Origin of the sequence: Tenacibaculum sp. Bg11-29 (assembly GCF_002836595.1) — a bacterium.
Lineage (GTDB): Bacteria > Bacteroidota > Bacteroidia > Flavobacteriales > Flavobacteriaceae > Polaribacter.
The window spans coordinates 1,378,163-1,404,671 of the sequence record NZ_PJBB01000003.1; the positions used below are offsets into that span (position 1 = coordinate 1,378,163).

General features: G+C 30.2%; 14 protein-coding genes. 11 read left to right on the forward strand and 3 right to left on the reverse strand.

All coding sequences use genetic code 11. The features are described 5' to 3' along the window. Positions 1-45 precede the first annotated feature (45 nt). From CXF68_RS06200 to CXF68_RS06235, 8 genes are all read left to right on the forward strand, one after another. Complete coding sequence (locus CXF68_RS06200; RefSeq protein ID WP_101043465.1) at positions 46-5,196, forward strand: hypothetical protein; 5,151 nt, start codon at positions 46-48, stop codon at positions 5,194-5,196. After that, on the forward strand, positions 5,193-7,409 hold the full coding sequence (locus tag CXF68_RS06205) for a contractile injection system tape measure protein (protein ID WP_101043466.1): 2,217 nt from the start codon (positions 5,193-5,195) through the stop codon (positions 7,407-7,409). Before CXF68_RS06200 ends, CXF68_RS06205 begins: the two co-directional genes overlap by 4 nt. A gap of 18 nt (positions 7,410-7,427) precedes the next feature. After that, positions 7,428-8,816: a DUF4157 domain-containing protein gene (locus CXF68_RS06210; RefSeq protein ID WP_101043467.1), complete on the forward strand. Its 1,389-nt coding sequence runs from the start codon at positions 7,428-7,430 to the stop codon at positions 8,814-8,816. A gap of 3 nt (positions 8,817-8,819) precedes the next feature. Beyond that, positions 8,820-12,827: a hypothetical protein gene (locus CXF68_RS06215; RefSeq protein ID WP_101043468.1), complete on the forward strand. Its 4,008-nt coding sequence runs from the start codon at positions 8,820-8,822 to the stop codon at positions 12,825-12,827. A gap of 10 nt (positions 12,828-12,837) precedes the next feature. Then, on the forward strand, positions 12,838-13,575 hold the full coding sequence (locus CXF68_RS06220; RefSeq protein WP_101043469.1) for a hypothetical protein: 738 nt from the start codon (positions 12,838-12,840) through the stop codon (positions 13,573-13,575). A gap of 230 nt (positions 13,576-13,805) precedes the next feature. Next, complete coding sequence (locus CXF68_RS06225) at positions 13,806-15,158, forward strand: ATP-binding protein (RefSeq protein WP_101043470.1); 1,353 nt, start codon at positions 13,806-13,808, stop codon at positions 15,156-15,158. A gap of 5 nt (positions 15,159-15,163) precedes the next feature. After that, entirely contained in the window at positions 15,164-15,988 is an 825-nt protein-coding gene (locus CXF68_RS06230) for a hypothetical protein (protein WP_101043471.1), read from the forward strand. A 126-nt stretch (positions 15,989-16,114) separates the two neighbouring features. Then, positions 16,115-17,542 carry a hypothetical protein gene (locus tag CXF68_RS06235; protein ID WP_101043472.1) on the forward strand — a complete coding sequence of 476 codons (1,428 nt, stop codon included), beginning with the start codon at positions 16,115-16,117 and terminating at the stop codon, positions 17,540-17,542. Positions 17,543-17,584: 42 nt separating this feature from the next. On the opposite strand, the gene dnaE is transcribed toward CXF68_RS06235, so the two are convergent. Further along, positions 17,585-21,958 (reverse strand): DNA polymerase III subunit alpha, encoded by a 4,374-nt coding sequence (gene dnaE / locus CXF68_RS06240; protein WP_101043473.1) that lies wholly within the window; start codon positions 21,956-21,958, stop codon positions 17,585-17,587. A 396-nt stretch (positions 21,959-22,354) separates the two neighbouring features. Here dnaE and CXF68_RS06245 point away from each other — a divergent pair, with 396 nt between their 5' ends. The 3 genes from CXF68_RS06245 (at position 22,355) to CXF68_RS06255 (ending at position 24,549) form a co-directional block, all read left to right on the forward strand. Continuing rightward, positions 22,355-22,858 (forward strand): 30S ribosomal protein S16, encoded by a 504-nt coding sequence (locus tag CXF68_RS06245; RefSeq protein ID WP_101043474.1) that lies wholly within the window; start codon positions 22,355-22,357, stop codon positions 22,856-22,858. Positions 22,859-22,877: 19 nt separating this feature from the next. Continuing rightward, on the forward strand, positions 22,878-23,408 hold the full coding sequence (gene rimM, locus CXF68_RS06250) for a ribosome maturation factor RimM (RefSeq protein ID WP_101047380.1): 531 nt from the start codon (positions 22,878-22,880) through the stop codon (positions 23,406-23,408). 550 nt (positions 23,409-23,958) lie between these two features. Continuing rightward, entirely contained in the window at positions 23,959-24,549 is a 591-nt protein-coding gene (locus tag CXF68_RS06255) for an alkylphosphonate utilization protein (protein WP_101043475.1), read from the forward strand. Between the two features lie 137 nt (positions 24,550-24,686). On the opposite strand, the gene CXF68_RS06260 is transcribed toward CXF68_RS06255, so the two are convergent. Further along, on the reverse strand, positions 24,687-25,736 hold the full coding sequence (locus CXF68_RS06260; protein WP_101043476.1) for a nucleoid-associated protein: 1,050 nt from the start codon (positions 25,734-25,736) through the stop codon (positions 24,687-24,689). Between the two features lie 33 nt (positions 25,737-25,769). Then, positions 25,770-26,369, reverse strand: coding sequence for a ribonuclease HII (locus CXF68_RS06265; RefSeq protein ID WP_101043477.1), 600 nt, complete (start codon positions 26,367-26,369; stop codon positions 25,770-25,772). Positions 26,370-26,509 lie beyond the last annotated feature (140 nt).

Below are 26,509 nucleotides of genomic sequence, written 5' to 3' on the forward strand. Positions count from 1 at the left end.
AAATAGTACGTGTTTATCAATTAACACTGCCAAAAATTAATACGTATGGAAACTAAACTAAAACTAAATAATATAACAACAGAATACAGTCGGTTTAATGCAAATCAAGTATTAACTGAAAAACAATTAAATGCATTTATTGATTATTTTGATGATCAAGATCGTTTATCAAGGTTAGGTTTAAGTGGTGTTGGTCTTGTTTGTGGTTTTAAAGTAACACCTCAATTTAATGTTGATAAAACAGCGGTTAAAAGTATTGAAATTACCCAAGGAACCGCAGTTACAACAGATGGAGATTTAGTTCAGTTTTTTGATTTAATAGCAGAGAATTTAACTTCTAAGACATTTTCATACTTTAAGAAATTTGAAGATGATAAAGGGCAATACCCTCGTTTTTTAAACTCACAAGAGAAGCAGTTTAAATTATGGGAGTTACATGCTAACGAAAATGAATCACATACCGATTTGGCAAGTTTTAAAGACATACAAAAAATGGCTGTTTTGTTGTACTTAGAACAGTATTCTAAAGAAGATGTATTATGTAATAAACTATCATGCGATAACCAAGGTATAGAGCAAATAAACAATTTACGAGTATTACTTGTAGACAGTAACGATTTGGAAGCAATAGCGTCTAAAGACAAAATTTTTTCAGATCATAATTGGTATAAAATTAATAATATTTTACCAGTCGTAGAAGCAAAAAGAGTTGTGTTAAGTGAGGGGAATACAAAAACGTTTTCGGCATTAAAAGCACAGTTTGATGTTGTTGTTAAAGATGAAAGTATTAGGGTAGATTTAATTTCAGGCTATGATATATTGCTAGAGAAATTTCAAAAACCTTCAATTTTAGCAAAAATAGAAGCATTGTTAAATTATAGTCCCTTAGCTATTCCGTTAGATTTTCAATACAGATATGATGTTTTAAAAGATTTAATAGATACCTATAACGAGATAAAAGAATTACTACTACATATAAACGTAAACTGTTGCCCAAATATAGGAGCATTTCCAAAACATATAATGCTTGGTAAACTAAAACAAACTATAGCATATCCAGAATTACGTCATCGTTTTTATAAATCGGCTATTATAGGTCATGAGAATGAAAACCTTCAAAAAGTACAGCTTCTAATAGATAGAGCTATTGCAATAGTTAACAATTATATTGGAAAAGAAAAATCAGAAGAAATTATTATAACACCTTCGCGTGCACATACTTTATTAAGTGATAAAGCAATTCCTTTTTATTATAATGTTTCCTCAGAGTTTTTAAATAAATGGGATTTTAATAAAACAAAAAATTATACAGAAAATCAAAACCTAAGCTACCACAAAGATAAATTATCATCAGCGTTAGCAATTCGAAAACCATTATCATACAACATTGATAAAAATGATTTTTATAGAATTGAAGGCCATCAAGGCAAAATGTATCGAGAAGCTTTGGAAAAAATACAAAAGCTTAAAAAAGATAACGGATTAAGTTTTGATGTTAAAACACTTTCAATTAACGCTACAGATTTACATATAAACATAAATAACTATGAGTGTGAATTTGAAGATTTAAAAATGCTTTTGAATGCGTGGAGAGCAGAACAAAATTGTATTCTATCAGAAGTAAGTAAAACCTTTTCAGCATTTAAATTAACAGACCCTAAAGCTAATTCAGAAGTAGATAAACTCGATTATAAAAAGAACAAAGGCAAAACTGCTGATGTTCTTACAAGTTCAGTACCAATGGGTAAAGAGCCTATGCGTAGTATGAAAGAGTTATCAAGATCAGGCTATCAGGAAGTTACAAGATATGGTGAGAAAGTAAAAGAATACAGTCGTTTTTTAGAAGAAAAAAACATTGTAAAAGACAGCTTAACTAAGAACAAAGATTCTTTAGGCTTTTTAATAGCACAAGTTTTTGAGAAAAACAAAAAAGGATCGGCAAGTGATATTATTCTAGAGGTAAATAAAGAAACTGAAGCTATTAGAGATAAAGAAATATGGAAAGAAGAACCAGTTCTTACCGATTTTATTTTAACAGATATCATAGAAACATTAGTACATGCTTATATTTTAGATACTAAAGTCCCGTCGAACATAAGAGATATTGATCACACAGTTTTAATGAGTTATAAATTAACGATTGAACAGTTGTGCAAACAAGTTAAAAAATTGCAAGCTCGCTATAATAGCACATCTTTAAAATTAACAACCAAACAGATACTAGGACTACTTGTAAACCAATTATCGATTGTTTGTTGCTCAGGAAAAAAATTAGAAACATTACTTGAAGAAATTGATAAAAGAAAGAAGAAAATTTTAGAAAAAATACAATTTTCTAAATTTGTAAAAGAGCATCCAGGGTTAGAACATAAAGCAGGAGTTGTACCTGGAGGAACTTTTGTAATGGTATATGTAACTGAGAATACTGCTGATAAAAACACATTTAATGATGTAGTTTTAGATCTTGTTTTTCAACAACAACCAATCACAGGGAAAGAAGATTTTGAGTTTGAAAAAGAAAAGGAAAGAGAAAAAGGAAGCTTGTTTCTGGGAAGAACAATTAATAAATTTTCGTATAGAAATGGAGGTGTTCTTAAGCTTTGGAATGAAAAAGTGAGTACAGAATTTACTTTTATAAAGAAAGGGTTTACAAATTTTGATAAGATAAATTTTCAGAATGAAAATGTTGTTGAAGTAGGGAAAACATTAGCAGAAACTGTTATGAATTTCACGAAATTTTTGAATAAAACTTGGGAAAGAGCAGGAGTCTCTGAAGTTATTCAGGCAGGAGAAGAAATAATGTTTGATGATAAGTTAAGGTCAGTAGGGATGAAAATAAGAATAAAAGATCATCTAGTACCTAAAGATGAGTATTTTTTCCAAATTTATAATCCTGCTATTTTAGGGAGTAATAAAAGATTGTTTTTTGATGAAAGTAAAGTGATTGTAGATAATGCAACACTAAGAAATACGGTAATAGCAGATTTTTCTTTACCATATATGTGTTGTTCTGACTGTTCACCAATAAACTTTATTATACCAAAAGAACCACCTTTTTTAAGTTTACCAGAAACTGTAATTTGTTTGAAAAAAGATACAGTAATTGAACCTCTTGTTTTTACAGTTAAACCACAAGACGGAGAAGTCAAAGCTGATTTACCTCAAGGAATAGAATCTGGAGTTTTTAAAGACGAAGAAGACAATAAGTATAAAGTAGATGTTACTAAAATCGCTAAAAGTGAATTAGGGAAAACAATAAAATTCACCGTAAATGATCAACCTACGAACTGTGAACTTATCGTATACCCAGCATTAGAATTATTTATTAATGTAGAAGAGCCTATTGAGTATAATGCAGACAAAAGCCTTGCTAGAGTTACTTATATTTTAAATTGGAAAGACTCAGAGTTTGTAAATACTGATTTCTTTAATTCAATTACTTATAATTGGGATTTTATAGGAGATGGTACAAAAGTACAACGAACTCCTGTGAATAATAGAGTTATTGAAAGTTATACATTACCAATAGATGACTTAAAAAATGAAATAAACCCAACCTTAGAAGTTTCATTAGGCTCATGTAAAAAAACAATAGCAATAAAAACAATAATTTTTGACACGTTTACACCATCGGAATTAGATATTCAGCCAAGTTATTGTTTAGACTTTACAACAGAAAAGATTGCTAGAATTAAGTTTTCTAACGTTAATGGAGTTATTACACTTTTAGGAGATGTTATAAAAGGAGTGAAAATTGAAGGAGAAGAATTAGTAATAGATGTAGCATTATTTAGAGCCTTTGATCAAACTATAGTGTTTTTAGAAAATGGGCAAACAACCAATGCAAGAATTATAATACGTGAGGTGAAACAAATTGCTATTTCTGAAAGAAATGAATCGAGGTTTGTTTGGAAAGAAGGACAATTATTTTATGAAGGCGCATTTGAAGCGATATTACCTGATGGAATTAAACCTAGTGGATTAAAATATGAATGGAATATTAATAATATAGACGCTAGCGCTGAATTATTTACTCCTCAGTTATTAATTAAAGAAGGTAGAGAAAATACATTTAAAATAGTACTAACTATTTTTGATGAGAGTGGTTGTTCTTCAACAGCAAATTTTACTAAAACAATTCCTTTTCCAAAGTTTACAATTAACGGATTAGAAGATGAGTTATGTTTAGATGACAAGCTTCATAAAATAACCATAGAACCAAAAATTGAAGGAACTCAATTAACTGGCGGAAATGTAACATTTAATGAAGATGAAAAAGTATGGGAATTTAGTTCTAGTAAATCAGGATTAAACAGTGCAGGAGCTATAATTTTTAGTATTCCAGGAACTTTTGTCACTAAAACAATTAATTTAATAGAAAAATCGAAAGCCAATTTTACAGATAGTTTTAATGAAAAAACAAGAAAACTAACACTTGTAAATATTTCAGAAGATGGTAAAGAATATGTTTGGACGATTAATGGATTAGATAAAAAACCAACAACAGAAAAAACTACAATAGTAGAAGATTTAAGTACTTTTGATGAAGAATTTATTAAGGTTTCGTTAACTGTATTTAGTGATTGTGGAGATCATACTGAGACAAGAATAATAGAAGTTTTTAGGAGTCAAGGAGGAAAGACATGTGAAGAAAAAGTAGCAACCTTTTTGTTGTCAGAACAAGATACTTTTAAGGAAGAAGATAAAATTTTAGATTCAAATAATTCAGAAATAAGAGAAGTTGTTGAGGGAGTCGTAGTACCAACTAAAAATTTATATGCTACTGTACTTAAAGAATTGCCAATTTTCTTAAATGGTTCAAAGAACTCAGGGTTAGAGAAACTGTTTTTAATCTTATTAGATCAAACATCAAGTTTGTTAAAGAAAGACCTTAATAGTGAGGTTCTTAAAAAATATTACAGAGCTCAAGTAAAATTGTTCATTGGTATACTCCATTGTCAAGATATAGAGAGTTTAGAATTAGATGAAAAGAATATAACTTCTAGAATTAAAAACATCTTAGATACGATTAATGATGATTTAGGAGAATACAAAGAAATTAGAATTATAGTAGATGTCAAAGATTCATTACCAGAAGTAATGTCTTTAAAAACATTTTTAGAACGATGTGCAAAAGTTATTAAATCAGTACTTGTAACAAACTTTATTAACGAAAACCTAGTGTCTAAATTATGATAACAGGTGAAGAGCATACAATCAATAAAGTATTTGTTGAGGTAAATACAAAAAGTAAAAAAGTAGCAGAAGAATATAAAAATTCAATTGAAACTTTTTTAAAAGAAGAAGTGTTTCCGCAAATTGAAAAGTATTTTAATTCATTAAAATTAAGTTCAGAAGAAGTTATTCAACAAATATCAAAACTAACATTAGAAGTTAATTTATCTAACAGAAATAGCGTTTTAAATTTTAAAACAGCACAACAAGAAGTAAAACAGCAAATTTTAGAGCAATTAAAGATAGTTTTAGATAAGCCAACAGCACATGATGTAAAAGTTAATTCATTAACTGTATCAAAATCTAACCTAAATACATTTTTTTATTTTTTAGAAAACGGAACACTTCCTTGGTGGAGTAATATCGACGGTAAGGCTGTTTTTTCTAGAAAAATATTATTTGAAATTACCGAAAATGAAAACTTTGAGACGCAATTTTTAAAAGCTATTCGAAATAATAAGATAAAACAACGATTAATAAATCAATTTTTTGATGATGAACTTCAGCTATTGTTTTTAGGGATTTTAAACAAATCAAAAGGCTTGAAAGAAATATTATCAACTATTTCTAATGCTAAAATACAATCAGAAGAAAAAAGAAAAAATATATGGTTTTGTGTTATTGAAGGAGTTCTGGTAAAAGATTTTCTTAAAATAATTACTGCTATTAAAAAGGATAGTACTCAACTAACAGCTAAAAGTAAAGAAAATACTGAGTTCAAAGAAAAATATACACAGTTACAAGAGAAAGTTAGTGAAAATATTCAAAATTATAAAGGAGAAAGTAAGCTAGAATATATTCTAGAACTTTTTTATGAAGCATTACCTGAATTAAAAGAAAAAGTAGAAAACGAAAAAAGAATTTCTGTTAGTTTGAGCAAAAATAAATTAAGAGAAAAGGCGGGTGAAAAAAATATTTTTCAAAAAGGAAAAGACATAAATACTCCAAAAAATATAACGAAAGAGAAAGAAATTTTTTTGAAAAAGAATAAACAGGATTCAATTAAAGAACAGGAAGAGGGGACTTCAGAACAACAGGAATTTTTAGCGCTAAAAACAGCTCAAAGAAGCTTAGAACGAAAGGAGTATCAAAAAGTAAATGAAAAAAGAATAACTACTGAAGAACTTAAAAAGGTAAAGAATAACATTAAAGGAGAAAAAGAAATTCGTGATTTTGTTGAGCAAGAATTAGAAAAAGGAACTGAAAATAAACTAACAGATAGCGAAAGTAAGGAAGCTTTTATTGAAAAAGAAAAATTAAGAATAACGAAAGAAAAAAAGATAGAAGAAACGAATAATAAAAAACTAAATCTAATAGGAGATAAGCTAAGTAAAGAAAACGTCTTTCAAAATCAAATTATTAAAACGAACAAAGAAGAGTTAGGTAATAAATTTACAAATGAAAAAAGTGAAGATAATGAATCTTATGTAGTAGCTAAAGATGTTAAAATTCACTCAGAAAAAAGTGATAAGGAAGTTTTAGAAAGAGAAAACGAAATAAGTAAAGATAATACTTCTCTTAAAAATACAGATGAAAGAGCAAAAGGATTAGAGGTAAATAGATTCTCAAAAAATAATAAAGAAAAGGAGTTAATAGTTGACAACAGAATAAAAACTCAAGAATCATTTAATGAATTAAATAGTCAAATAATTAAAAATAAAACAGGTGTTGTAAATCAAAACACTTCATATTTTGTTGATAATGCTGGACTAATTTTAATTCATCCATTTTTAAAACAGTTTTTTAATTCGTGTAATTTTCTAAACGAAGAAAATAAAATAATAAAACCAATTCAAGCAGTTCACTTATTACACTATGTCGCAACAAAAAGAGAAAAGCAAGTTGAAAGTAATTTAGTCTTTGAGAAGTTTTTATGTAATGTTCCTATAAATCATTCAATTCCTAGAAATATTACGCTATCAGAAGAACTAAAAGAAAAGGCAGAAGAATTATTAAAAGCAGTAACCCAAAACTGGGAAGTACTTAAAAAATCATCTCCAGATCTTATTAGAAATGAATTTATACAAAGGGCTGGAAAATTAGATTTAACCAAAGATAATCCTAGTATTACTATAGAAAGAAAAGCGCAAGATATACTGTTAGACAAGTTACCATGGAATTACAGTATGTGTAAACTGCCGTGGATGGATATACTAATTTTTACAAACTGGTAAGCTTTAAAAACGGAAACAATGAAGCGAAGAACAAGAAGACTACAGCCACAAATCGTAAAAAAAGAAACGCCTTTTTTTAAACCAAGTATTCAAGCAAAGTTGAAAATGGGAAGTTCTGGAGATAAACACGAGGTAGAAGCCGATAAAATGGCTGATAAAGTGGTTAGTAAAAAAAATGAAGGTGGTTTATTACAAAGAAAAAAAGGAGAAGATGAGGTACAGCAAAAACCGTTAGCTTCTGAAATAACATCATTGATTCAAAAAAAGGAAAATTCAGAAGAAGAACAACCTCTTCAAAAAAAGGAGGAAGAAGAAACGATTCAAAAACAAGAAGAAGAGGCTGTTCAAGCTAAAGAAGAGGAAGAAATACAAACGAAATCAAAAACAAGGACTAAATCACAACCCTCTTTTGAAGGTAAATTAAGAAAAGGGAGTGGAGGACAAAAAATGGATGCTCAAACGTTAAAAGAAATGGAATCAAGTTTTGGTGCAGATTTTAATAATGTAAAAATACATAATGATTTGGGGGCATCTCAAATGAGTCAAGAAATAGGAGCGCAGGCATTCACAAATGGAAACGATATTTATTTTAATAAAGGAAAGTACAATCCTAATTCTAATAAAGGAAAGCATTTATTAGCGCATGAGTTAACGCATACCATTCAACAAAAAGGTATGGTGCAAAAGAAAGTTCAAAGAAAACCCGATTCAGCAGTTCCTGCGAATAATCAAAAAGATAAAAACATTTTAGAAAAATATAAAACAGCATTTCCTTTTTTCTATGCTTACATGAATAATCATTTTGGAGAATATTTAACAGGAAGTGAAAAAATAAAAACAGCATTACTCAAAAATTCTGTAGGTATTTTAACTCCTGAAAAAATTAAAGAAACAACTGATTTTGAAAAAGGGAATGGCCCTAAAATAGAATTAGTAGAATTTTCGAATCCTAATCAAAATGGAGAATATTTTTATCAAGGGAATATAATTAAATTAAATTATAAACTAGTAGAGAAGTATGAAGAAGTATTGTCGAACCCTAATGCAACAGCTGAGCAAAAAAATGCCATAAGTATAAGTTTAAATCAAGTTTTAATAAACGAATTTACACATTATGGTGATGCATTAGATGATATCGATGCGATACAGAATACCCAAGGTCAAGTAGTAAATAATCCATCACCTGGAGAAGGATTGGAAGGTAATTTTACTTCAGCTTACGATGAAGGAAATGAAGCTGTAGCAGAAATTTTTGAATTTTATGGAACCTCAATGATAGAAGGACTACAAAACTATGCAGCACATGAAAAAGGAATTTATTTGGATCCTAATACGCTTAAAGAAATAGAAAAAGATCCTTCATTGATTGATAAAAGTTTAATACCTCCAATACCTAAAATAAAATAAAAAATGTTTGTAGCTAAACAAAATAATTCAAGTAAACCATCTTCATCACCGGCCTCAAAGTCGAATAGCTTTATACAGCCTAAATTGAAAGTTGTAAAGTCAGAAGATAAACAAGAAGCTACAAAAAACAAGAAACAAGAAACAAACAAGAAAACTCAAGAAGCATCAAAATTCTTTGCAGCAAAAACACAAACAAAAGGATTAGATACGGTAGCTAATTCTAAAAAGAAGCAAAAAGAAGAAGGTAAGGAGAATTCAAAAGAGAAAGAAAGTGGAGATGAATTAGTTGTAAAAGAAGTAAATACGAAACAAGTTACCATAGAGAATAGTAGTGATGAAAACACAATAAAAGAGGTAGCAAAAGGGAAAGATAAGAAAGGATTAATCGACGTTAAAAATAAAGGAGAAAAACAAAAACCGGCAGGTGAAAAAGAGAAAGGAGCTTTAGGTAAGAAGGTAGCAGAAAAAACAACACCAAGAAATCCAAAAGAAGACCCAAACTTTAAGAAACTTGAAGGGAAACTAAAAAAAACATCAAAAGAACAACAACAACACGAAGATTCAAAATCGTCAGCATCAGTAGCACAAAGTGCTGCGGTTTCTCCAGAAAATGAGCGTGTGAGTATGGCACAATCTGGACAGGTTGAAGCAATGGCTGAAGCTGAACCAGGAACATTCAATGCAGTGGACTTTAAAGCGAAGTTAATGGAGCGTATTGAAGGAATGCAGTTGCCAAAAAATCAGGATGAAGCTGCTGATTTTGATGAAAATAATAATATAGATGAGGTAAATCAATCTGCAACTCAAGATGTAGAAAGTGAAAAAACAGCCGCGGCAGGACCAGTAGAACAAACATCTAAACAAGAGCCAAATGTAGGAGCAATACCACAACGAGAAGTAACACCATTACCGGCGGCTCCAATAGGGAATAAACCCGCAACGGCAAATCCCAAAAAAGCAATGCCTCCTAAACGGGGAAATGCAGAAGTTAATAAACCGCTTGAAGATAATGTTGCTGAGGTAGATCAACAAATGACAACTAATAAAGTAACAGATGAACAATTAGAAAAATCTAATGAGCCATCTTTTACGCAAGGTTTAGACGCTAAAAATGAAGCTGAAAAAGATGCATCAACTGCGCCAGGACAATTACGCCAAAAAGAAAAAGGAGTACTTCAAAACGCGAAAGCTGGAGCAGCAGGGAAAGAGCAAACAGGTTTAGCAGAAATGCATCAAGATAGAGGTAAACTATTAAACCAGGTTACAGGATCACAAACAAAAACTGGAGGAAAAGATACCTCAGAACGTACCCGAATTGCAACTGAAATAAACAAAATTTATGAAAACTCTAAAACAGCTGTTGAAAAAATACTTACTGATTTAGATACAAAAGTAAAAGCAGTTTTTAAAGCAGGAACTGCTCTCGCTAAAATGAAATTTGAAAGTCATGTAGCTTCTAAAATGAGCGCTTATAAAGCGAGGCGTTATAGTGGTGTATCAGGAAAGCTAAAATGGGTTAAAGATAAGTTTGCTGGGATGCCAGATGAAGTAAATGATTTCTTTGTTACGGGTCGTAAAGAGTATATAGATACGATGGATAAGGTAATAACTAAAGTAGCAGAATATGTTGCAACTAAGTTAACCGAAGCCAAAACAAGAGTAACTACAGGAAAGCAAGAAGTACAAGAATATGTAACATCGTTGCCTCAAAATCTTCAAAAATTAGGGAAAGAAGCAGCAGAAGAAATCAATGATAAATTTGACGAATTAGAAGATTCTGTAAATAGCAAACAAGACGAACTAGTTGATAGTTTAGCAGAGCAATATATGGAAGGTTTAAATGCTGTTGATGCTCGAATTGAAGAAATGAAAGCTGCAAATAGGGGGCTTATAGATGCAGCACTAGGTTTTATAAATGGTATTATAGAAACCATTAAAAAACTGAGAGATTTAATAGCAACATTATTAGCCGAAATTCAAAATGCTATGGATGTTATTATGGAAGATCCTATAGGTTTTGTTGCTACATTATTTGAAGGTGTAGGAAAAGGAATTGATATGTTTATGGCCAACATTCAAAAACACATGTTAGGTGGTTTTGTAACTTGGTTAACAGGAGCTATGGGGCCAGTAGGGATTACTATTCCAGATAATCTATTTAGTCTTAAGGGGATTTTTAGTTTGGTGATGCAAGTACTCGGTTTGTCATGGAGTTTTGTGCGTAAAAAATCAGTATTACTCATGGGAGAGCCAATGGTAGCTGCTATGGAAAAAGGCTTTGAAATGTTTCAGATTATTAGAGAAAAAGGAGTTTCTGGAATGTGGGAATATATCAAAGAGCAGTTTACAGATCTTAAAGAAACTATTATAGAATCTATAAAGAGCATGTTAATTACGCAAGTAATAGAGGCTGGTATAAAATGGTTATTAAGTTTATTAATTCCAGGAGCAGGGTTTATAAAAGCTATTATGGCCATTAAAGATCTTATTGTGTTTTTTGTACAATCAGCAATCATGTTAATTCCATCATTAATTCAAGCTATTAAATCGTTAGCTAGTGGTAATGTAGCAGGTGTTGCAAAAGCAATAGAAAAAGGACTAGCAATGTTATTACCACTTGTTATAAGTCTTTTTGCGAAATTAATTGGACTTGGCGGACTTGTAAAAAAAGTACAGAAAATAATTAAAAAAGTACGTAAACGTATCGATCGTGCGGTTACAAAAATGATTAAGAAAGCTAAAAAGAAGTTTAAGAGTTTAGTTAAGAAAGGGAAAGCGAAGGTGAAGGGGGTTGTAAAAGGATTATTTCAATGGTGGAAGAAGAAGAGGAAGTTTACAGCAAAAGATGGTAAAAAACATAAATTATATTTTAAAGGAAGTAAAGAAAAATCAAGATTAATGGTCAGCAGTGAAGAACAAGATTATAAAAAGTTTGTAACTAATCTTAAAATAGCCACTTCAGATCCTAAAAAATCAGAAAAAGAAGCTGCTAAAAATGCAGCTATAGAAGCATTAAAAGAAATAGAAAAACTTAAAGCAAGTAAAACAGCGACAGATACTAAAACGAAAAAAAACTCTGTAGAGTTTGAGAAACAACTTAGCATTTTAAGTCAAAAAACAGCTGTGTTTATGGAGTCAGCTCAAGGAGAAATTCCAGAATCTACACCACCAGTTTATGGAGGAAGGTCAGCAGGAGGATTTGCAACATCAATGAAAATAGATGTTTTAACTAAAAAAGGTGTTAATGGAACTGGAGCTAAAAGCGAACTTTTAGCATCAAGTGATTTGGGAGATCGATATGAGAGTAAAACATCATCAAAAAGATTTTATGTACTCGGACATCTATTAAGTCAAGAATTACACGGGCCTGGGAAAGATTTTAAAAATTTATCTCCTCAGTCAGAATCTGGAAATCAAAAATTTCATAACAGTATTGAGAGCAAAATAAAAGGTAACGTAAATAAAGGAACTTCTCCAATGATTTATTCATATAAAGTAGAAGCGATTTATGAAGGTAGATCTGATAGAGATAGTTTAAAAGAAGCTATTGAAAATAAGTATGAAAAGAAAAAAGCAGGAATAAATGATAATGTTTCACTACAACGTCTTGACAATGAACTATCTAGTAAGATAGCTATTGTTGACGCGGAAGATAATGTGCCAACTAAGTTCTTAGTTAATGCTACGCCACTTGATCATAAACTTCAACCAACAAATAAAGGACAGAAATTCACGAATAAAGAGGCTCCAAATAATATTAAAAGAAAAGCATCAAAATATGTCTTGAAAAAAGAATTAGATCACGATGCTATAAAAAAGAAAAAAGAAGAGAGTAAGAAAAAACGAAACTCAGCAAACTCAAGACCAGATAGACCAAATGCAACTTATAACCAAATACTTGAGGTTAAGAAGCTTTTAGAAACAAAATTAAGCCAATCTAGAATAGCAGAAGAAGTAGGTTTATCTGTAAGCACAGTAAATAGAATAAATACAGGTAAGCTTACATTATAAATAAAAACTTATGGATTATATAAAAATTTTCAAAAAAATTAAAAATGAAATTCAAAACCATCCTTTGTTAGAGTTAGTAACTTTCAAAATCAATGAAGGGTTAGTTGATATAGAAAAAACAAAGGAAGAACTTTATGAATGTTTGGGTTATTTTGAAACAGTACAAATGGAATCTGTTTTTGAATTTTATAAACAATGTAATGGTTTGGTTATCAAGTATAAAATATCATCAGATATAGATGAATATAGTGAGTTATCAAAGAGTTATCCAGATATTGATTTTTCCATTAATAAAGATGCAGAAATTGGAAGTATAAATATTCTTCCTTTTGAAGATGTATTTATCTATGAACAAAATTATTTTGATAAATCAAATGAAGGGGAAGATTATATGCACTTTGGAAATTATACTTACAAAGGAAATTCTTTTGGAAAAATATTATTTGTTTTTGATTTATTTAGTGATACCAATTGTATGGCTTTTGTTCCAGATGAAAATAAAGAAGAACCAAAAGTCATTCAATTATTAGATTATTATGTGGTATGGAATAGTTCAAGGGTTACTTTCTTTGAAAGTTATTTAAATTTTTTAGCAGTAACTCGTGGACTTATAGATAGTAGAGGAATGTTATTAGACTATTATTCGAAGTGTAAGGATAATCCTTTGATTTTAAAGGAAGTTCCTTATGGTTCAGATTTTGAACCAATTTTATTTAAAGAATTAAAAAGTAATACAACAAAAAACTAAAAAATATACAACTATTAAAATACCGTTCAGAAGGATAAGTAGTTTACATACTAGAAGAAATACTAATAAAACTTGGATATAAAGTATATGTGTCAGAATATTTTGGAAAAGATACAGATAGTTAGAGAATTTAAACTTAAAAACATTATTTGAATAGGTAAATTTTGAATATATGTATAATGATTTAGGTTACAAATAAAATAAATACGATATAAAATTACAATTAGTATATGAGAAATATAGCAGTTGAGGTTGAACAAGAATTGGGATTAAAAAAAGCAATTACACTTTTTAAAGAGTATATCTATAATAGATTGTCTTTTGAACTTCATCAAGAAGAGTTTCAAGAAATAATTTTAAATTTTGAAGATGAAGATTCTCCTGTTGCTTTATATGTGAATCAACATCTGTTAACTAATGAAGATAAAGTTCTATTGTTATTAGCAATAGTACCTGAAATATCACCAAGTTTTCTAAATAGTATAATTACTGAATTTTTGCCTGAAGGAGGAGATTTTTCAGAGTTTGGTGGTGTGAAAGGAAAAAATCATAGAGGAATTATTCCCACAGGTGAAACAGCTCTATATATTTTAGCAGGAAATGCTATCGAAGAACGTACTAAGGTGTTGAATTTTATTTTACATGAAAGCGTTTTATTTGAAAAAGGAGTTATAGAGTTAGAAAAGGTTGCTTATGGTGAACCTTTTATGAGCGGAAAACTAATTCTAGCAGAAGAATATGTTCATTTATTTTTAACAGGAAAAGAGTTAAAACCACAAATGAGTCAAGATTTTCCTGCAAGTTTAATTTCAACTGATTTAGAATGGGAAGATTTGGTATTGAATACAAAAACGTTAGAAGATGTTAAAGAAATAGAGAATTGGTTAGCGTATAAAGATACATTGATGAATGATTGGGGTATGAAGGCTAAAATAAAACCAGGTTACCGTGTGTTATTCTGTGGATTGCCAGGAACAGGAAAAACATTAACTGCTGGTTTGTTAGGGAAATATACGGGTAAAGATGTATATCGAGTAGATTTATCTATGGTTGTATCAAAATTTATTGGTGAAACAGAAAAAAACTTATCTAAATTATTTGATAAATCTATAAATCAAAATTGGATTCTTTTTTTCGATGAAGCAGATGCTATTTTCGGAAAACGTACAAGTGTTAGAGATGCACATGATAAATATGCAAATCAAGAAGTTTCTTATTTACTACAGCGGATAGAAGCACACCCAGGATTAATAATCTTAGCATCAAATTTTAGAAACAATATAGACTCAGCCTTTACAAGACGATTCCATAATATTATAGAATTTGAGGCACCAGGATATGAAGAGAGAATTTTATTGTGGAAAAAAAACTTACCAAAAAATATTCTGTTAGAAACCTCTATAACCACTGAAGAACTTGCTAAAAAATACAGTATTACAGGAGCAAATATTGTAAATGTTATTCAGTATGCTTGTTTAAAAACAATAGCTAACCATAAAGAAGAAATACAAAGGCAATATCTTTTAGAAGGTATAAAGCGAGAGTATAGTAAAGAAGGAAAAACCATTAATATAAACATATAACAATTATGAAATCGATAAATAGCATTAACGGAATTCCTTTACATTATGCAAGATTAATAAACCATCCTTATGGTAGCAAAGGCGAACAACGTAATTTTTTAGTTGATGAAGCCTTCTTAATAACACTTGAAAAAGCTTTACAAGAAGTTTTTGAACACTGCCCGTTAGGAGTACCAGAAATAATAACAACAGCAGGAATATTTGTTAATAAACCAGGGCAACATAGTCATGGAAAAGCATTTGATTTAGATGCTGTTTTTTGGGAAGAGGAAACCTTAATTACGATGAACTTTGTACATCAAAAAGAATTGTATTTAGGTATAGAATCTTTTTTAAGAAAACATTTTGGAATTGTATTAAACTATCATTACCCAAATCATAAAGACCATTGGCACATAGATACAAGTGTACCTGTTGATTATAATGAAAGCTCAAAATCAGAAACACTTTATGTGCAATTAGTCTTAAAACATATTTATAAAGAAGAAATTTTAGTAGATGGTATTTGGGGTAGACAAACAGCAGGTACTGTAAAAGAGGTCTTTAATAAATTAGGAATTAATACTCCAATAAGTACCAAAGTTAATTATATAAAATTTTTAGATATAACTGGTAAAATAGCATTTAAACTTTGTGAAGAAAAAAGAACACCTATACATCTTTTAAATAATTTAACCGAAGTTATTGAAGATTTGCCACAGCAAAACCGTATTGCTGCTAGAGAAGCTCTTAATAGTTTTTTAGATCATAATGAAACTGAATTATGGTTAGGTAATTTTTCTGATAAGTATGATTTAGATACTGTAATTAGTACTGTTTTAAATTTATAAAAGATCGTTGTTTTTTATGTAGGATTGAATCCTAAAATTAAGAAACTTAATTACCTATATATGGGTATTAAAAAAGGTGCTTTTGGCACTTAATTTTGACAATAACTAACTAATAAAACTATTGTCATGAACAAAATTATAATTTTCATAGTTGTATTTACAACTTTTACGCTTTACTCTCAAAAAAAGGATAGTATTATAGTAATAAATCCTTTTGGGGCAAACAAGTATCCTCTAAAAAATAATCGTTATGGTAATACGGTAAAGTTTAAAATAACAAACGTTAATGTGTTTAAGTTAACAGGAGGGGTAAGTAGCACGAGTGAAACTTCTGTATTTGAAATTCCGAAAATATTTAAGGAAACTGAGGGGGGGATAGAAGAGGAAGAGGGATTAGATAAAACAGAGGAGAGATCAAAACGAAAGAAACGAAAGGTTAAATTAATTGAATGTTTACGACTAAATGATAGCCTAAAAAAAATAATTGCATCTCAACATAATTTTATAAAATATAAAAATAATTTTATAAGAAATCTCCAAAAAATAAATAATTTCCTCTCTTTAGAAGAACAGCTAAAAACAGAATTAAAAGATTCAATTTTTATAAGAGACGTAACTTTTTTAAAAAAGAATACAAAGGCATATTATAACGTAGTATTTGAAGGTAAAAGTGTTTTAGATAACTTAAAAGAAGTAGATAATACTATTAGTAAGTTATTAGAAAACTATAGTTTAATGAAGTTTAATTATAACTTGATTAATAAAACATTAGAAAAGGAAGAATTTAAATTAAATGGAGAGTTAAAGGGTGCTGATAAAAAAACGGTACTTAAAGTAGTGGAGGCTAATATTAAAATTGATAGAAAAAAATTATTCGAAGAAGAAATGACATACGCTAGTAAGTTGAGAGATTCAATAGCTAAACCAGAAACTCAGAAGTTAATTAAGAAAAAGGTATCTATAGGAGTAGGTTTATATAAAAAAATACAAAATGAAAAATATGAAGTATTCACAAAAGCGCATCAATTATTAGAAGATGTAGTTACATTAACGCCAAAGTTACTAGACGCTAAAGGTAAAGAAGTCTATTCTTTTAATCCGTTGCAAATAAAAACGAGATATAAATGGAAGGTGAATTTTAGTTCAGGATATCTATTAAACTTTAAAAGAGATGAAAGTTTTTCATATAAAAAAGATACATCTGGAATTATTGGAGTTAAAGAGTCAGAAAAAAATAAAATAAATCATGCCTTAGGAGGGTTAATACATGCGTATTTTGATTGTATCGATGGTTTTCAACCAGCATTATCAGCAGGTTTAAGTGTGAATTCGAATGGGAATTTAGGTTTTTATAGTGGGGTTTCGTTCTTGTTTACAGAAAAAAATCGATTAGTAATTTCAATGGGGTACTCACTAACTAGTGTAAAAACTTTAGATAGAAGTAATTTAGACACAGATTTAAAATTTGTTAATACTAATGATATAGATCTTAAATATAATGATGTTTATAAAGGTGGGCTTTTTATAGGGCTCACTTATAATTTAGCAAAATAATAGTCTTAAGAAACTAAATTAAAAAACTTTTTTAAAAGTTTTTTAATTTAGTTTATAATTAATATGTTGCTCCTCTAACGTTTTTAAAAATTCATTAGAAATTTTAATTTTTGTATTTCTACTAGGTAAGCTTAATTCTATTTTTTCTTCTGCATCCCAAATAGTAAAATGTAAATTTTGAGAACCTCTATTGGTTGCGAATAAATGTTGCAAGTCTTTAATTCTGTTTTCGTTTACTTCTTTTAAGTGCATTTTCATGGTGATTTTCTTGCACATTTTATCCATAATGTCATGCAGTAATAAAAAGTCAGTAAAACTAACTCTTGGGTCTCCTTTTACACCTTCTTTATTGGTCCATCCAGGTTTTACCATTGTCTTTACGAACAAGAAAGAGTTAGGGACTAAGAAGTGTTTAAATTTTAAATATTCCTCGCCAAAAATTCTAAACTCGAAATTTTCAGTATAATCTTCAATAAAGAAAGTTGCCCACCCTTTTCCTGCTTTCGAAACTCGGTGTTGTACATCGGTAACAATCCCTCCAAAAGACAATGCCATTCCTTCATGCTTAGGTAAATCGTTATAAGCAGATAGTGCAGCGTTACAGAATTTTAATTCGTTTTTAAAATCATCTAAAGGGTGTGCAGAAATGTAGATACCAACCACCTCTTTTTCTTTTCCTAATAACTCCATAGTACCCCAAGTATCGCAAATAGGAATAATTGGTTCAGGCATTTCTTCTTCAGAAGCTCCTCCAAATAATGAAACTTGAGACGAATTCTGATTTTCTTGATGTTTATTACCAAAGCGCATTGCTTTTTCTATAAACTTTTGATTTTTTTCATCTTCCACAAAATATTGAGCTCTGTGTGTATTTGAAAAAGAATCGAAACCACCAGCTAAAATTAAACCTTCAAAAGCCTTCTTGTTTGCAACTCGTAAATCAACACGTTTTGCCATATCAAAAACAGAAGAAAAATGACCGTTTTCTTCACGTTCATTAATAATCGCTTTAACAGCAAGACCACCAACTCCTTTAATAGCAGCCATTCCAAAACGAATGGCACCTTCTTTATTTACAGAGAATTTAGAAAACGATTCGTTTACATCTGGTCCTAAAACAGTAATTCCAGATCGTTTACATTCTTCCATAAAAAATGATACCGATTTTATATCATTCATGTTGTTAGAAAGCACTGCAGCCATGTATTCCGCAGGATAATGTGCTTTTAAATAAGCTGTCTGATAGGCAATCCAAGCATAACATGTAGAGTGAGATTTGTTAAAGGCATAAGAAGCGAATGCCTCCCAGTCTGTCCAAATTTTTTCTAATTTTTTAGCGTCATGTCCGTTTGCACTTGCTTGTTTAACAAACTTAGGTTTCATTTTATCTAGAACCGAAATTTGTTTTTTCCCCATTGCCTTACGCAGTACATCGGCTTCACCTTTGGTAAAATCTGCTAATTTTTGCGATAGTAACATTACTTGCTCTTGGTATACGGTAATTCCATATGTTTCAGCAAGGTATTCTTCCATTGCAGGTAAATCGTATTCAATTTCTTCGTCTCCGTGTTTTCTGCGAATAAAAGAAGGAATATATTCCATTGGTCCTGGACGATACAAGGCATTCATTGCAATTAAATCTTCAAAAACAGTTGGTTTTAAAGATCTCATGTGTTTTTGCATTCCGGGAGATTCATATTGAAAAATACCAACAGTTTCTCCTCTTTGAAATAGCTCGTAGGTTTTTACGTCATCAAGCGGAAAGTTTTCAGGATCTAAAAGAACATCGTGTCTAGCCTTTACAATTTTAACGGTATCTTTAATTAAGGTTAATGTTTTTAACCCCAAGAAATCCATTTTTAGTAAACCAGCATCTTCAACAACCGAGTTGTCGAACTGGGTAACATACATGTCAGAATCTTTTGCAAGCGCAACAGGTACGAACTTTGTAATATCATCTGGTGTAATAATTACTCCACAGGCATGAATACCTGTATTACGAACAGAGCCTTCTAAAATTCGAGCTTTATTAATGGTTTCTGCCATTAAATCAGATCCGTTAGAAAGTCTTTTAAGTTCATTTACTAATTCAATTTCTTCAGCTCGAAGTTTTTCTTTTAGTTGTTTATCGTCCAAAGAAAATATTTTCTTCAGCTTCATTCCCGGAATTAACTTGGCAATTCTATCAGCTTCAAAAAGAGGCAAATCTAATACACGGGCTGTATCTCTAATAGAAGATTTTGCAGCCATTGTACCATACGTAATAATTTGTGCTACTTGATTTGCGCCATATTTATTAATTACATAATCCATTACTCTACCACGACCTTCATCATCAAAATCAATATCAATATCGGGCATCGATACACGTTCAGGATTTAAAAAACGCTCAAAAAGTAAATCGTATTTAATAGGATCTATATTGGTAATCCATAAACAGTAAGCAACTACTGAACCGGCTGCAGATCCACGTCCAGGACCAACAGCAACATCCATGTTTCTAGCCTCTCTAATAAAATCTTCTACAATTAAGAAATACCCTGGATATCCAGTTTTTTCAATTACAGATAATTCAAAATCTAAACGTTCACGAATACTATCGGTTATTTCACCATATCGTTTTTTTGCACCTACGTATGTTAAATGACGTAAGAAGTTATTTTCACCTCGTTTTCCTTTATCTTCTTCATCTTTTTTATCTTTAAACTCATCAGGAATATCAAAAGCAGGTAATAAAACATCACGAGCTAATGTATAAGGTTCAATTTTATCTACAATTTCTTGAATGTTAATAATTGCTTCAGGAAGATCAGCAAACAATGTTTTCATTTCCTCAGAAGATTTAAAGTAATATTGGTCGTTTGGTAAACCATAACGATAACCTCTTCCTCTTCCTTTTGGTGTTGCTTGTTTTTCTCCATCTTTTACACACAATAGAATATCGTGCGCATTTGCATCTTCTTGACTTAGGTAAAAAGTATTGTTTGAAGCTACTGTTTTTATATTGTGTTCTTTGGAAAATTTTAACAGCGTTTCGTTAACGACTCTTTCATCATCTTGGTTGTGGCGCATTAATTCAATATATAAATCTGCCCCAAATTGTTCTTTCCACCAAAGCAGAGCTTCTTCTGCTTGTGCTTCACCAACATTTAAAATTTTACTAGGAACTTCACCATACAAACTTCCGGTAAGCACAATGATATCTTCTTTATATTGTTCAACTACTTTTTTATCGATTCTAGGGATGTAGTAAAACCCATCAACAAAAGCGATAGAAGACATTTTCGCTAAGTTGTGATATCCCTTTTTATTTTTAGCAAGTAATACAACTTGGTATCCGTTGTCTTTTTGACTTTTATTTAAATGATCTTCACAGATATTAAACTCACACCCAACAATAGGTTTTAATATTTCTTGAGTAGGTTCTTCACCTTTCTCAATAGCTTCTTTATTGGCAGCTTCAACAGCTTTATTATGATTTATAATAGCTTGTACAAAATGAAAAGCAGCCATCATATTTCCAGTATCTGTCATTGCAACTGCCGACATATTATCTTTTGCGGCAGCTTTTACAATGTTACCAATTTGTATGGTTGATTGTAATACTGAATATTGTGTATGATTATGAAGGTGTGCAAACTTAATATTTTCTAATTCTGCTAAACTCTCATTGGTATTTATTGTTGTTTTTACACCTTTTGCTTTCTCAATTCTATTGCGAATCTTTTCGCTTTCTCTTTTAAGATTTAAGTGATCTAAACCAATTACTTGAATTGCACTTGGGTTGTTTTCTGTATATTTATCAAAGAAATCATCAGAAACATCAAGTTGCTCTTTGGTAAACTGACGTAAACGAATTAATTCTAAGAAACATCTAGTGGTTGCTTCTACATCGGCAGTTGCATTGTGTGCATCACCAAAACCAATTCCAAAAAGATGATTGTGTAATTCTGTTAATGTGGGTAGCTTAAATTTACCGCCACGACCACCAGGAATTTGACACATTTTAGCCGTATGCTCTGTACAGGTATCTAAAATAGGTAATTCGGTTAAATCATTCTCAACACCTAAACGATGGAATTCACATCCCATAATGTTAATATCAAAAGCAAGATTTTGACCAACGATGAATTTTGTTTTACCTAATGCTTCATTAAATAAAGCTAAACCCTCAGAAAGTTCAATTCCTTGTTCTTTTGCTAAATCTGTAGAAATACCATGAATTCTTTCTGCATCATACGGAATATTAAATCCGTCTGGTTTAATAAGAAAATCATTATGTTCAATTAAATTACCTAATTCATCATGTAATTGCCAAGCAATTTGTGTAGCTCTAGGCCAATTATTAGTGTCAGTAATTGGAGCGTTCCAACTTTTAGGTAATCCGGTAGTTTCAGTATCAAAAATTAAATACATCTAGAATATTTTGTTGAGGTGTTTAGATAAAAACAAAGTGTAAAAATACGAAGAATTTACGGTGTTTTTAGCAGAAGTTATTAACGAGGTTACTTTAGTTAGATGATAGAATTGATATACAGATGTTAGTTTTTAAATGGGCGAAATGTTTTTAAGTTAAGTGTAAGTATAGAATGTTTTGTAGGTGTATTATGTAAACTTGATGAAGTAAATGAAAGGTGATGTTTTGATGTTTTAGCTTGTTTTCTTAAAGCCTTGTGTTTCAGTTGTTTTTTTGTTGCAATAATGTTCTTTTTTACTTTCTAGTTGAAAAAGGTTTTGTATTTTTGCCGCCACTTATCACGAGATGATAAGATTTGTTAATAATCAAGGTCGCGTACCTTAAAAATTAAAATTATGCCTGTAAAAATTAGATTACAAAGACACGGTAAGAAAGGAAAACCTTTTTACTGGGTAGTAGCTGCTGATTCAAGATCAAAAAGAGATGGACGTTTCTTAGAGAAAATCGGAACGTACAACCCTAACACAAACCCTGCAACTATTGACTTAAATGTTGATACAGCTGTAGAATGGTTACAAAAAGGAGCTCAACCAACTGATACTGCAAGAACGATCTTATCTTATAAGGGAGTTTTATTGAAGAATCACTTAGCTGGTGGAGTTAAAAAAGGTGCTTTAACAGAAGAGCAAGCTGAAACTAAATTTGCTGCTTGGTTAGAAGGGAAAACTGGTGAGGTTGCTGGTAAAGTTGAAGGTTTAGCAAAAGCTGAAGCAGATGCAAAAGCAAAAGCAATTGAAGCAGAAAAAGCTGTAAACGCAGCTCGTATTGAAGCTAACAAACCTGTTGTAGAAGATACAGAGGAAGTTGTTGCTGAAAAAGGAGCAGATAGCGAAGAATAAAAACTGGACTATAATGATGATGCAAAAAGAAGATTGCTTTTATCTTGGCAAAATCGTTAAAAAACATAGTTTTAAGGGGGAGGTAGTTATTAAGTTAGATACCGATGAACCTGATCTTTACGAAAATTTGGAATCAGTTTTTGTCGATTTAGGCAATAATCTGGTTCCTTTTTTTATTGAAAAATCTTCATTAAGTAAAAGTACTATGTTTCGCGTAAAATTTGAAGACGTAGATTCTGAAGCTGATGCAGATGCCATCATGCGATCGGGAATTTACTTACCTTTAAATTTGTTGCCAAAACTTTCGGGAAATAAGTTTTATTATCATGAGGTTATTGGTTTTACTATTGTTGATGTAAATTTTGGCGAAGTAGGGACTTTAGCTTACATAAATGATAAAGCTGCGCAGCCTTTGTTTGAGATTGAAAATGGAGATAAAGAAATTTTTATTCCCATGATTGATGATTTTATTAAGAAAGTAGACCGAGAAAATAAAAGAATAGAAGTTGAGGCTCCAATAGGATTAATTGAACTATATTTTGAAGAGTAGTTTTTAATTACTGTTTTTGCTATAAAAAAGCAAAATAAGAGCTAAACATTTTATGAAATTTTAAAAAAAACCTTGCTGTCTTTTAAAAGGCAGCAAGGTTTTTTCATACACCGGGGGGATAGTTTAGTTAGTTATACCTAAATATATAAAGATAAATTACATTAGGAGTCCGAAAACTTCTGAATTGGACGATTCTGAACTGATTTATTTTGGTGTTTTTTAGGAGCTTACGTTATTTTTTTGAATTCCCTATAATTTATTATATTTTAGATAAACCTTAATTGTGTGCCTTTTTTCATAGAAAAGATGTCGTGTTAATTTATTGTTTGTTGTTCTTTTAAGGTTGGTTGAAATCCAGTGTTTTACCTATTTTTTAAGAAAGTAATTTTTTAAAAAGTTTCAGTTTTTTCAATTGAAGTTGTTTTTGTAGCTGAAAAGAAAAGTCACTTCCTTGTGTATTTCCAGTAATTAGTTGTTTGCTTTCTTAATATACCAAATAAAGATAAAAGAAAAATGTATTTTTACAAACCTTAATTTATAGCGTAAAAAAATGAGTTTATTACAAGAGTTGGAAGATAGAAGTGGAAATCAATGCGAGCTATGTGCTTCAAAAGATAATTTATCAATTTATGAAGTTAAACCGATGCCAATTAGTGGTGTTGACGGAAGCTTATTAGCTTGTGATACTTGTGTTGAGCAAATTGAAGATGTAGAAAAAACAGAAGTTAATCACTGGCGTTGTTTAAATGATAGTATGTGGAGTGAGTACAGAGCTGTAAAGGTTGTTGCTTGGAGAATGTTATCTAGACTTCGTAAAGAAGGTTGGCCGCAAGATTTATTAGACATGATGTATTTAGAAGATGATGATTTACGTTTTGCTAAAGAAAGTGGAGATCATTTAGATGAAAGTGAAAAAATAATTCACAGAGATGCTAACGGAGCTATTTTACAGGCTGGAGATTCTGTAGTGTTAATTAAAGATTTAAAAGTAAAAGGATCAAGTATGGTTGCTAAGCAAGGTACTGCAGTTCGTAGAATTTCTTTAGATCATGAAAATGCTAATTATATTGAAGGTAAGGTAGGGCCTACTCAAATTGTAATTATTACAGATTACGTGAAGAAAATGGCAGAAAAAGAGTAGTGATTTATCTAAAAAGGTTAAGAAACTTAGATAAAGAAAAATATCATTTAAAGTGATTTTATATCACTATTTTTAATAATATAAAAAGGTCAAAGTATTAAATACTTTGACCTTTTTGCAACTATAATACTGAAAAATTATTTTTCAGTATTATAAAATACTTTATAATACTTCATTTTTTTATCTTCATCATATCCTTGCTCTAAGTAGTCAGAAGAGGCATCAGGAGCATCTACATCAATTTTAATTTGAATATTTGTGTCAAGTTTAATTTCTGTTTTAAACTTGCTTTTTTCTTTTTTTAGTACAGCATCTGATACTTCAAAATTATTTCGGATTAAAACATCGTTTAAACCTTCAAAATGTTTTTTGTAATCTTCAAACATTCCTTGGTGTTTTTCATCCTCAAAAACTTCTTCTTTAAAACCATGATAATCTACACTTTCATTTTCTTTAAAGTAATCAACAGTGTTTGCTAAAAAGTTACTTTGTTCTTGTTTTCCAAACTCAGGTTTAATAATTTCTTCAGAGAAATCTTTACACATCTCTAAATAGTTTTGCGTATGCAAATTACGATCGTCAGCAAATTTAGCGTTTAAAAAATTCTTAATCCAATATTGCGCATCGTATTGGTTATTATCTACAGATAGTATTACAGTTCCCTCAGTATCTGACGAATTTACAATTAAACAACCTTTATCTAATTTTTTAGTAGAAATTCCTTTTTGAACTACTACATCAAAACTATCCTCATCTAAGTATGTTTGAAGAAAATCAACTTTACTTTCAATCTTAAAAATACCAACGGCCTCTGTTAATACATCTTTGTATTCAATACCTTCAAAATAAACAATAAGTACATCGCCTGTTTTTATATTGGCAGAATTCGATTGCTCATATAAATGATTTACAATGTTTTTAGAATGCTCGATAAATGTATTTTCGTCTTCAAAAATATCAGAAGTATACTTGTTAATTTCGTTTAAACGAACATCAGCATGATGGTTGAAACGATAACTTTGAGTAACTGTTCCAAAGTTTTTTAATAAAAAAGGCATTAATAATTCGTAGCTTTCTTCATCAAAACGAACTAAGCTTTCAGAGAAAGCATTTTGTCCGCTATTATATTTATTAGCAACTTTATGAATAATACATTTGCTGATTTCTGCACGTGTTCTTTTAATCATTTTCTAAAATATTGGAAGACAAAAATAGAGAAACTAAAGTTTTAATTTAAATTGTTCTGGAAGTAATTTAAAAGTCTTGCGATGATACGGAGTTATACCAAATTCTCGAATAGCATTTCTGTGTTCTTTGGTAGGATAGCCTTTATTCTTTTTCCAGTTATATTGAGGGTATTCTTTATGAATTTTCTCCATGTACTCATCTCTATATGTTTTTGCTAAAACGGATGCAGCTGCAATACTCATGTATTTGGCATCACCTTTTACAATAGTTTCGTGAGGTGTTTCCTTGTAAGGTTTAAATTTATTGCCATCAACAATAATAAATTTAGGTTGTATAGAAAGTTGTTCAATAGCCCGATGCATGCCAGTTATTGAGGCTTGTAAAACATTTATCTCGTCAACTTCTTCATGGTTTACAAAGGCAACACCATAGGCTAAGGCATGTTCTTCGATATATGGGCGTAATTCTTGACGTTTTTTTTCTGAAAGCTGTTTAGAATCATTTAATAAATCATGCTTAAAGTTTTTAGGTAAAATAACAGCAGCAGCGACTACTGGGCCAGATAAACAACCTCTGCCTGCTTCGTCAGTTCCTGCTTCTAATACACATCCACTATAGTTAAATTTCAACATTTTACAAATTAACAGTTTTCATAGAAATTATTCATAGTTTTTTTGAGAAATAAGAAAGCGATGTTAAATAGAACTGATTATATACTTTAACATAGGTTTATATTGGTTTGGTCGTATCGGTTTCGTTTAATTATTTTACT

Excerpts from the sequence above, each read along its gene's own strand:
- CXF68_RS06200 (WP_101043465.1), top strand. The coding sequence starts at position 46 with ATGGAAACTAAACTAAAACTAAATAATATAACAACAGAATACAGTCGG.
- CXF68_RS06205 (WP_101043466.1), top strand. The coding sequence starts at position 5,193 with ATGATAACAGGTGAAGAGCATACAATCAATAAAGTATTTGTTGAGGTA.
- CXF68_RS06210 (WP_101043467.1), top strand. The coding sequence starts at position 7,428 with ATGAAGCGAAGAACAAGAAGACTACAGCCACAAATCGTAAAAAAAGAA.
- CXF68_RS06215 (WP_101043468.1), top strand. The coding sequence starts at position 8,820 with ATGTTTGTAGCTAAACAAAATAATTCAAGTAAACCATCTTCATCACCG.
- CXF68_RS06220 (WP_101043469.1), top strand. The coding sequence starts at position 12,838 with ATGGATTATATAAAAATTTTCAAAAAAATTAAAAATGAAATTCAAAAC.
- CXF68_RS06225 (WP_101043470.1), top strand. The coding sequence starts at position 13,806 with ATGAGAAATATAGCAGTTGAGGTTGAACAAGAATTGGGATTAAAAAAA.
- CXF68_RS06230 (WP_101043471.1), top strand. The coding sequence starts at position 15,164 with ATGAAATCGATAAATAGCATTAACGGAATTCCTTTACATTATGCAAGA.
- CXF68_RS06235 (WP_101043472.1), top strand. The coding sequence starts at position 16,115 with ATGAACAAAATTATAATTTTCATAGTTGTATTTACAACTTTTACGCTT.
- dnaE (WP_101043473.1), bottom strand. The coding sequence starts at position 21,958 with ATGTATTTAATTTTTGATACTGAAACTACCGGATTACCTAAAAGTTGG.
- CXF68_RS06245 (WP_101043474.1), top strand. The coding sequence starts at position 22,355 with ATGCCTGTAAAAATTAGATTACAAAGACACGGTAAGAAAGGAAAACCT.
- rimM (WP_101047380.1), top strand. The coding sequence starts at position 22,878 with ATGCAAAAAGAAGATTGCTTTTATCTTGGCAAAATCGTTAAAAAACAT.
- CXF68_RS06255 (WP_101043475.1), top strand. The coding sequence starts at position 23,959 with ATGAGTTTATTACAAGAGTTGGAAGATAGAAGTGGAAATCAATGCGAG.
- CXF68_RS06260 (WP_101043476.1), bottom strand. The coding sequence starts at position 25,736 with ATGATTAAAAGAACACGTGCAGAAATCAGCAAATGTATTATTCATAAA.
- CXF68_RS06265 (WP_101043477.1), bottom strand. The coding sequence starts at position 26,369 with ATGTTGAAATTTAACTATAGTGGATGTGTATTAGAAGCAGGAACTGAC.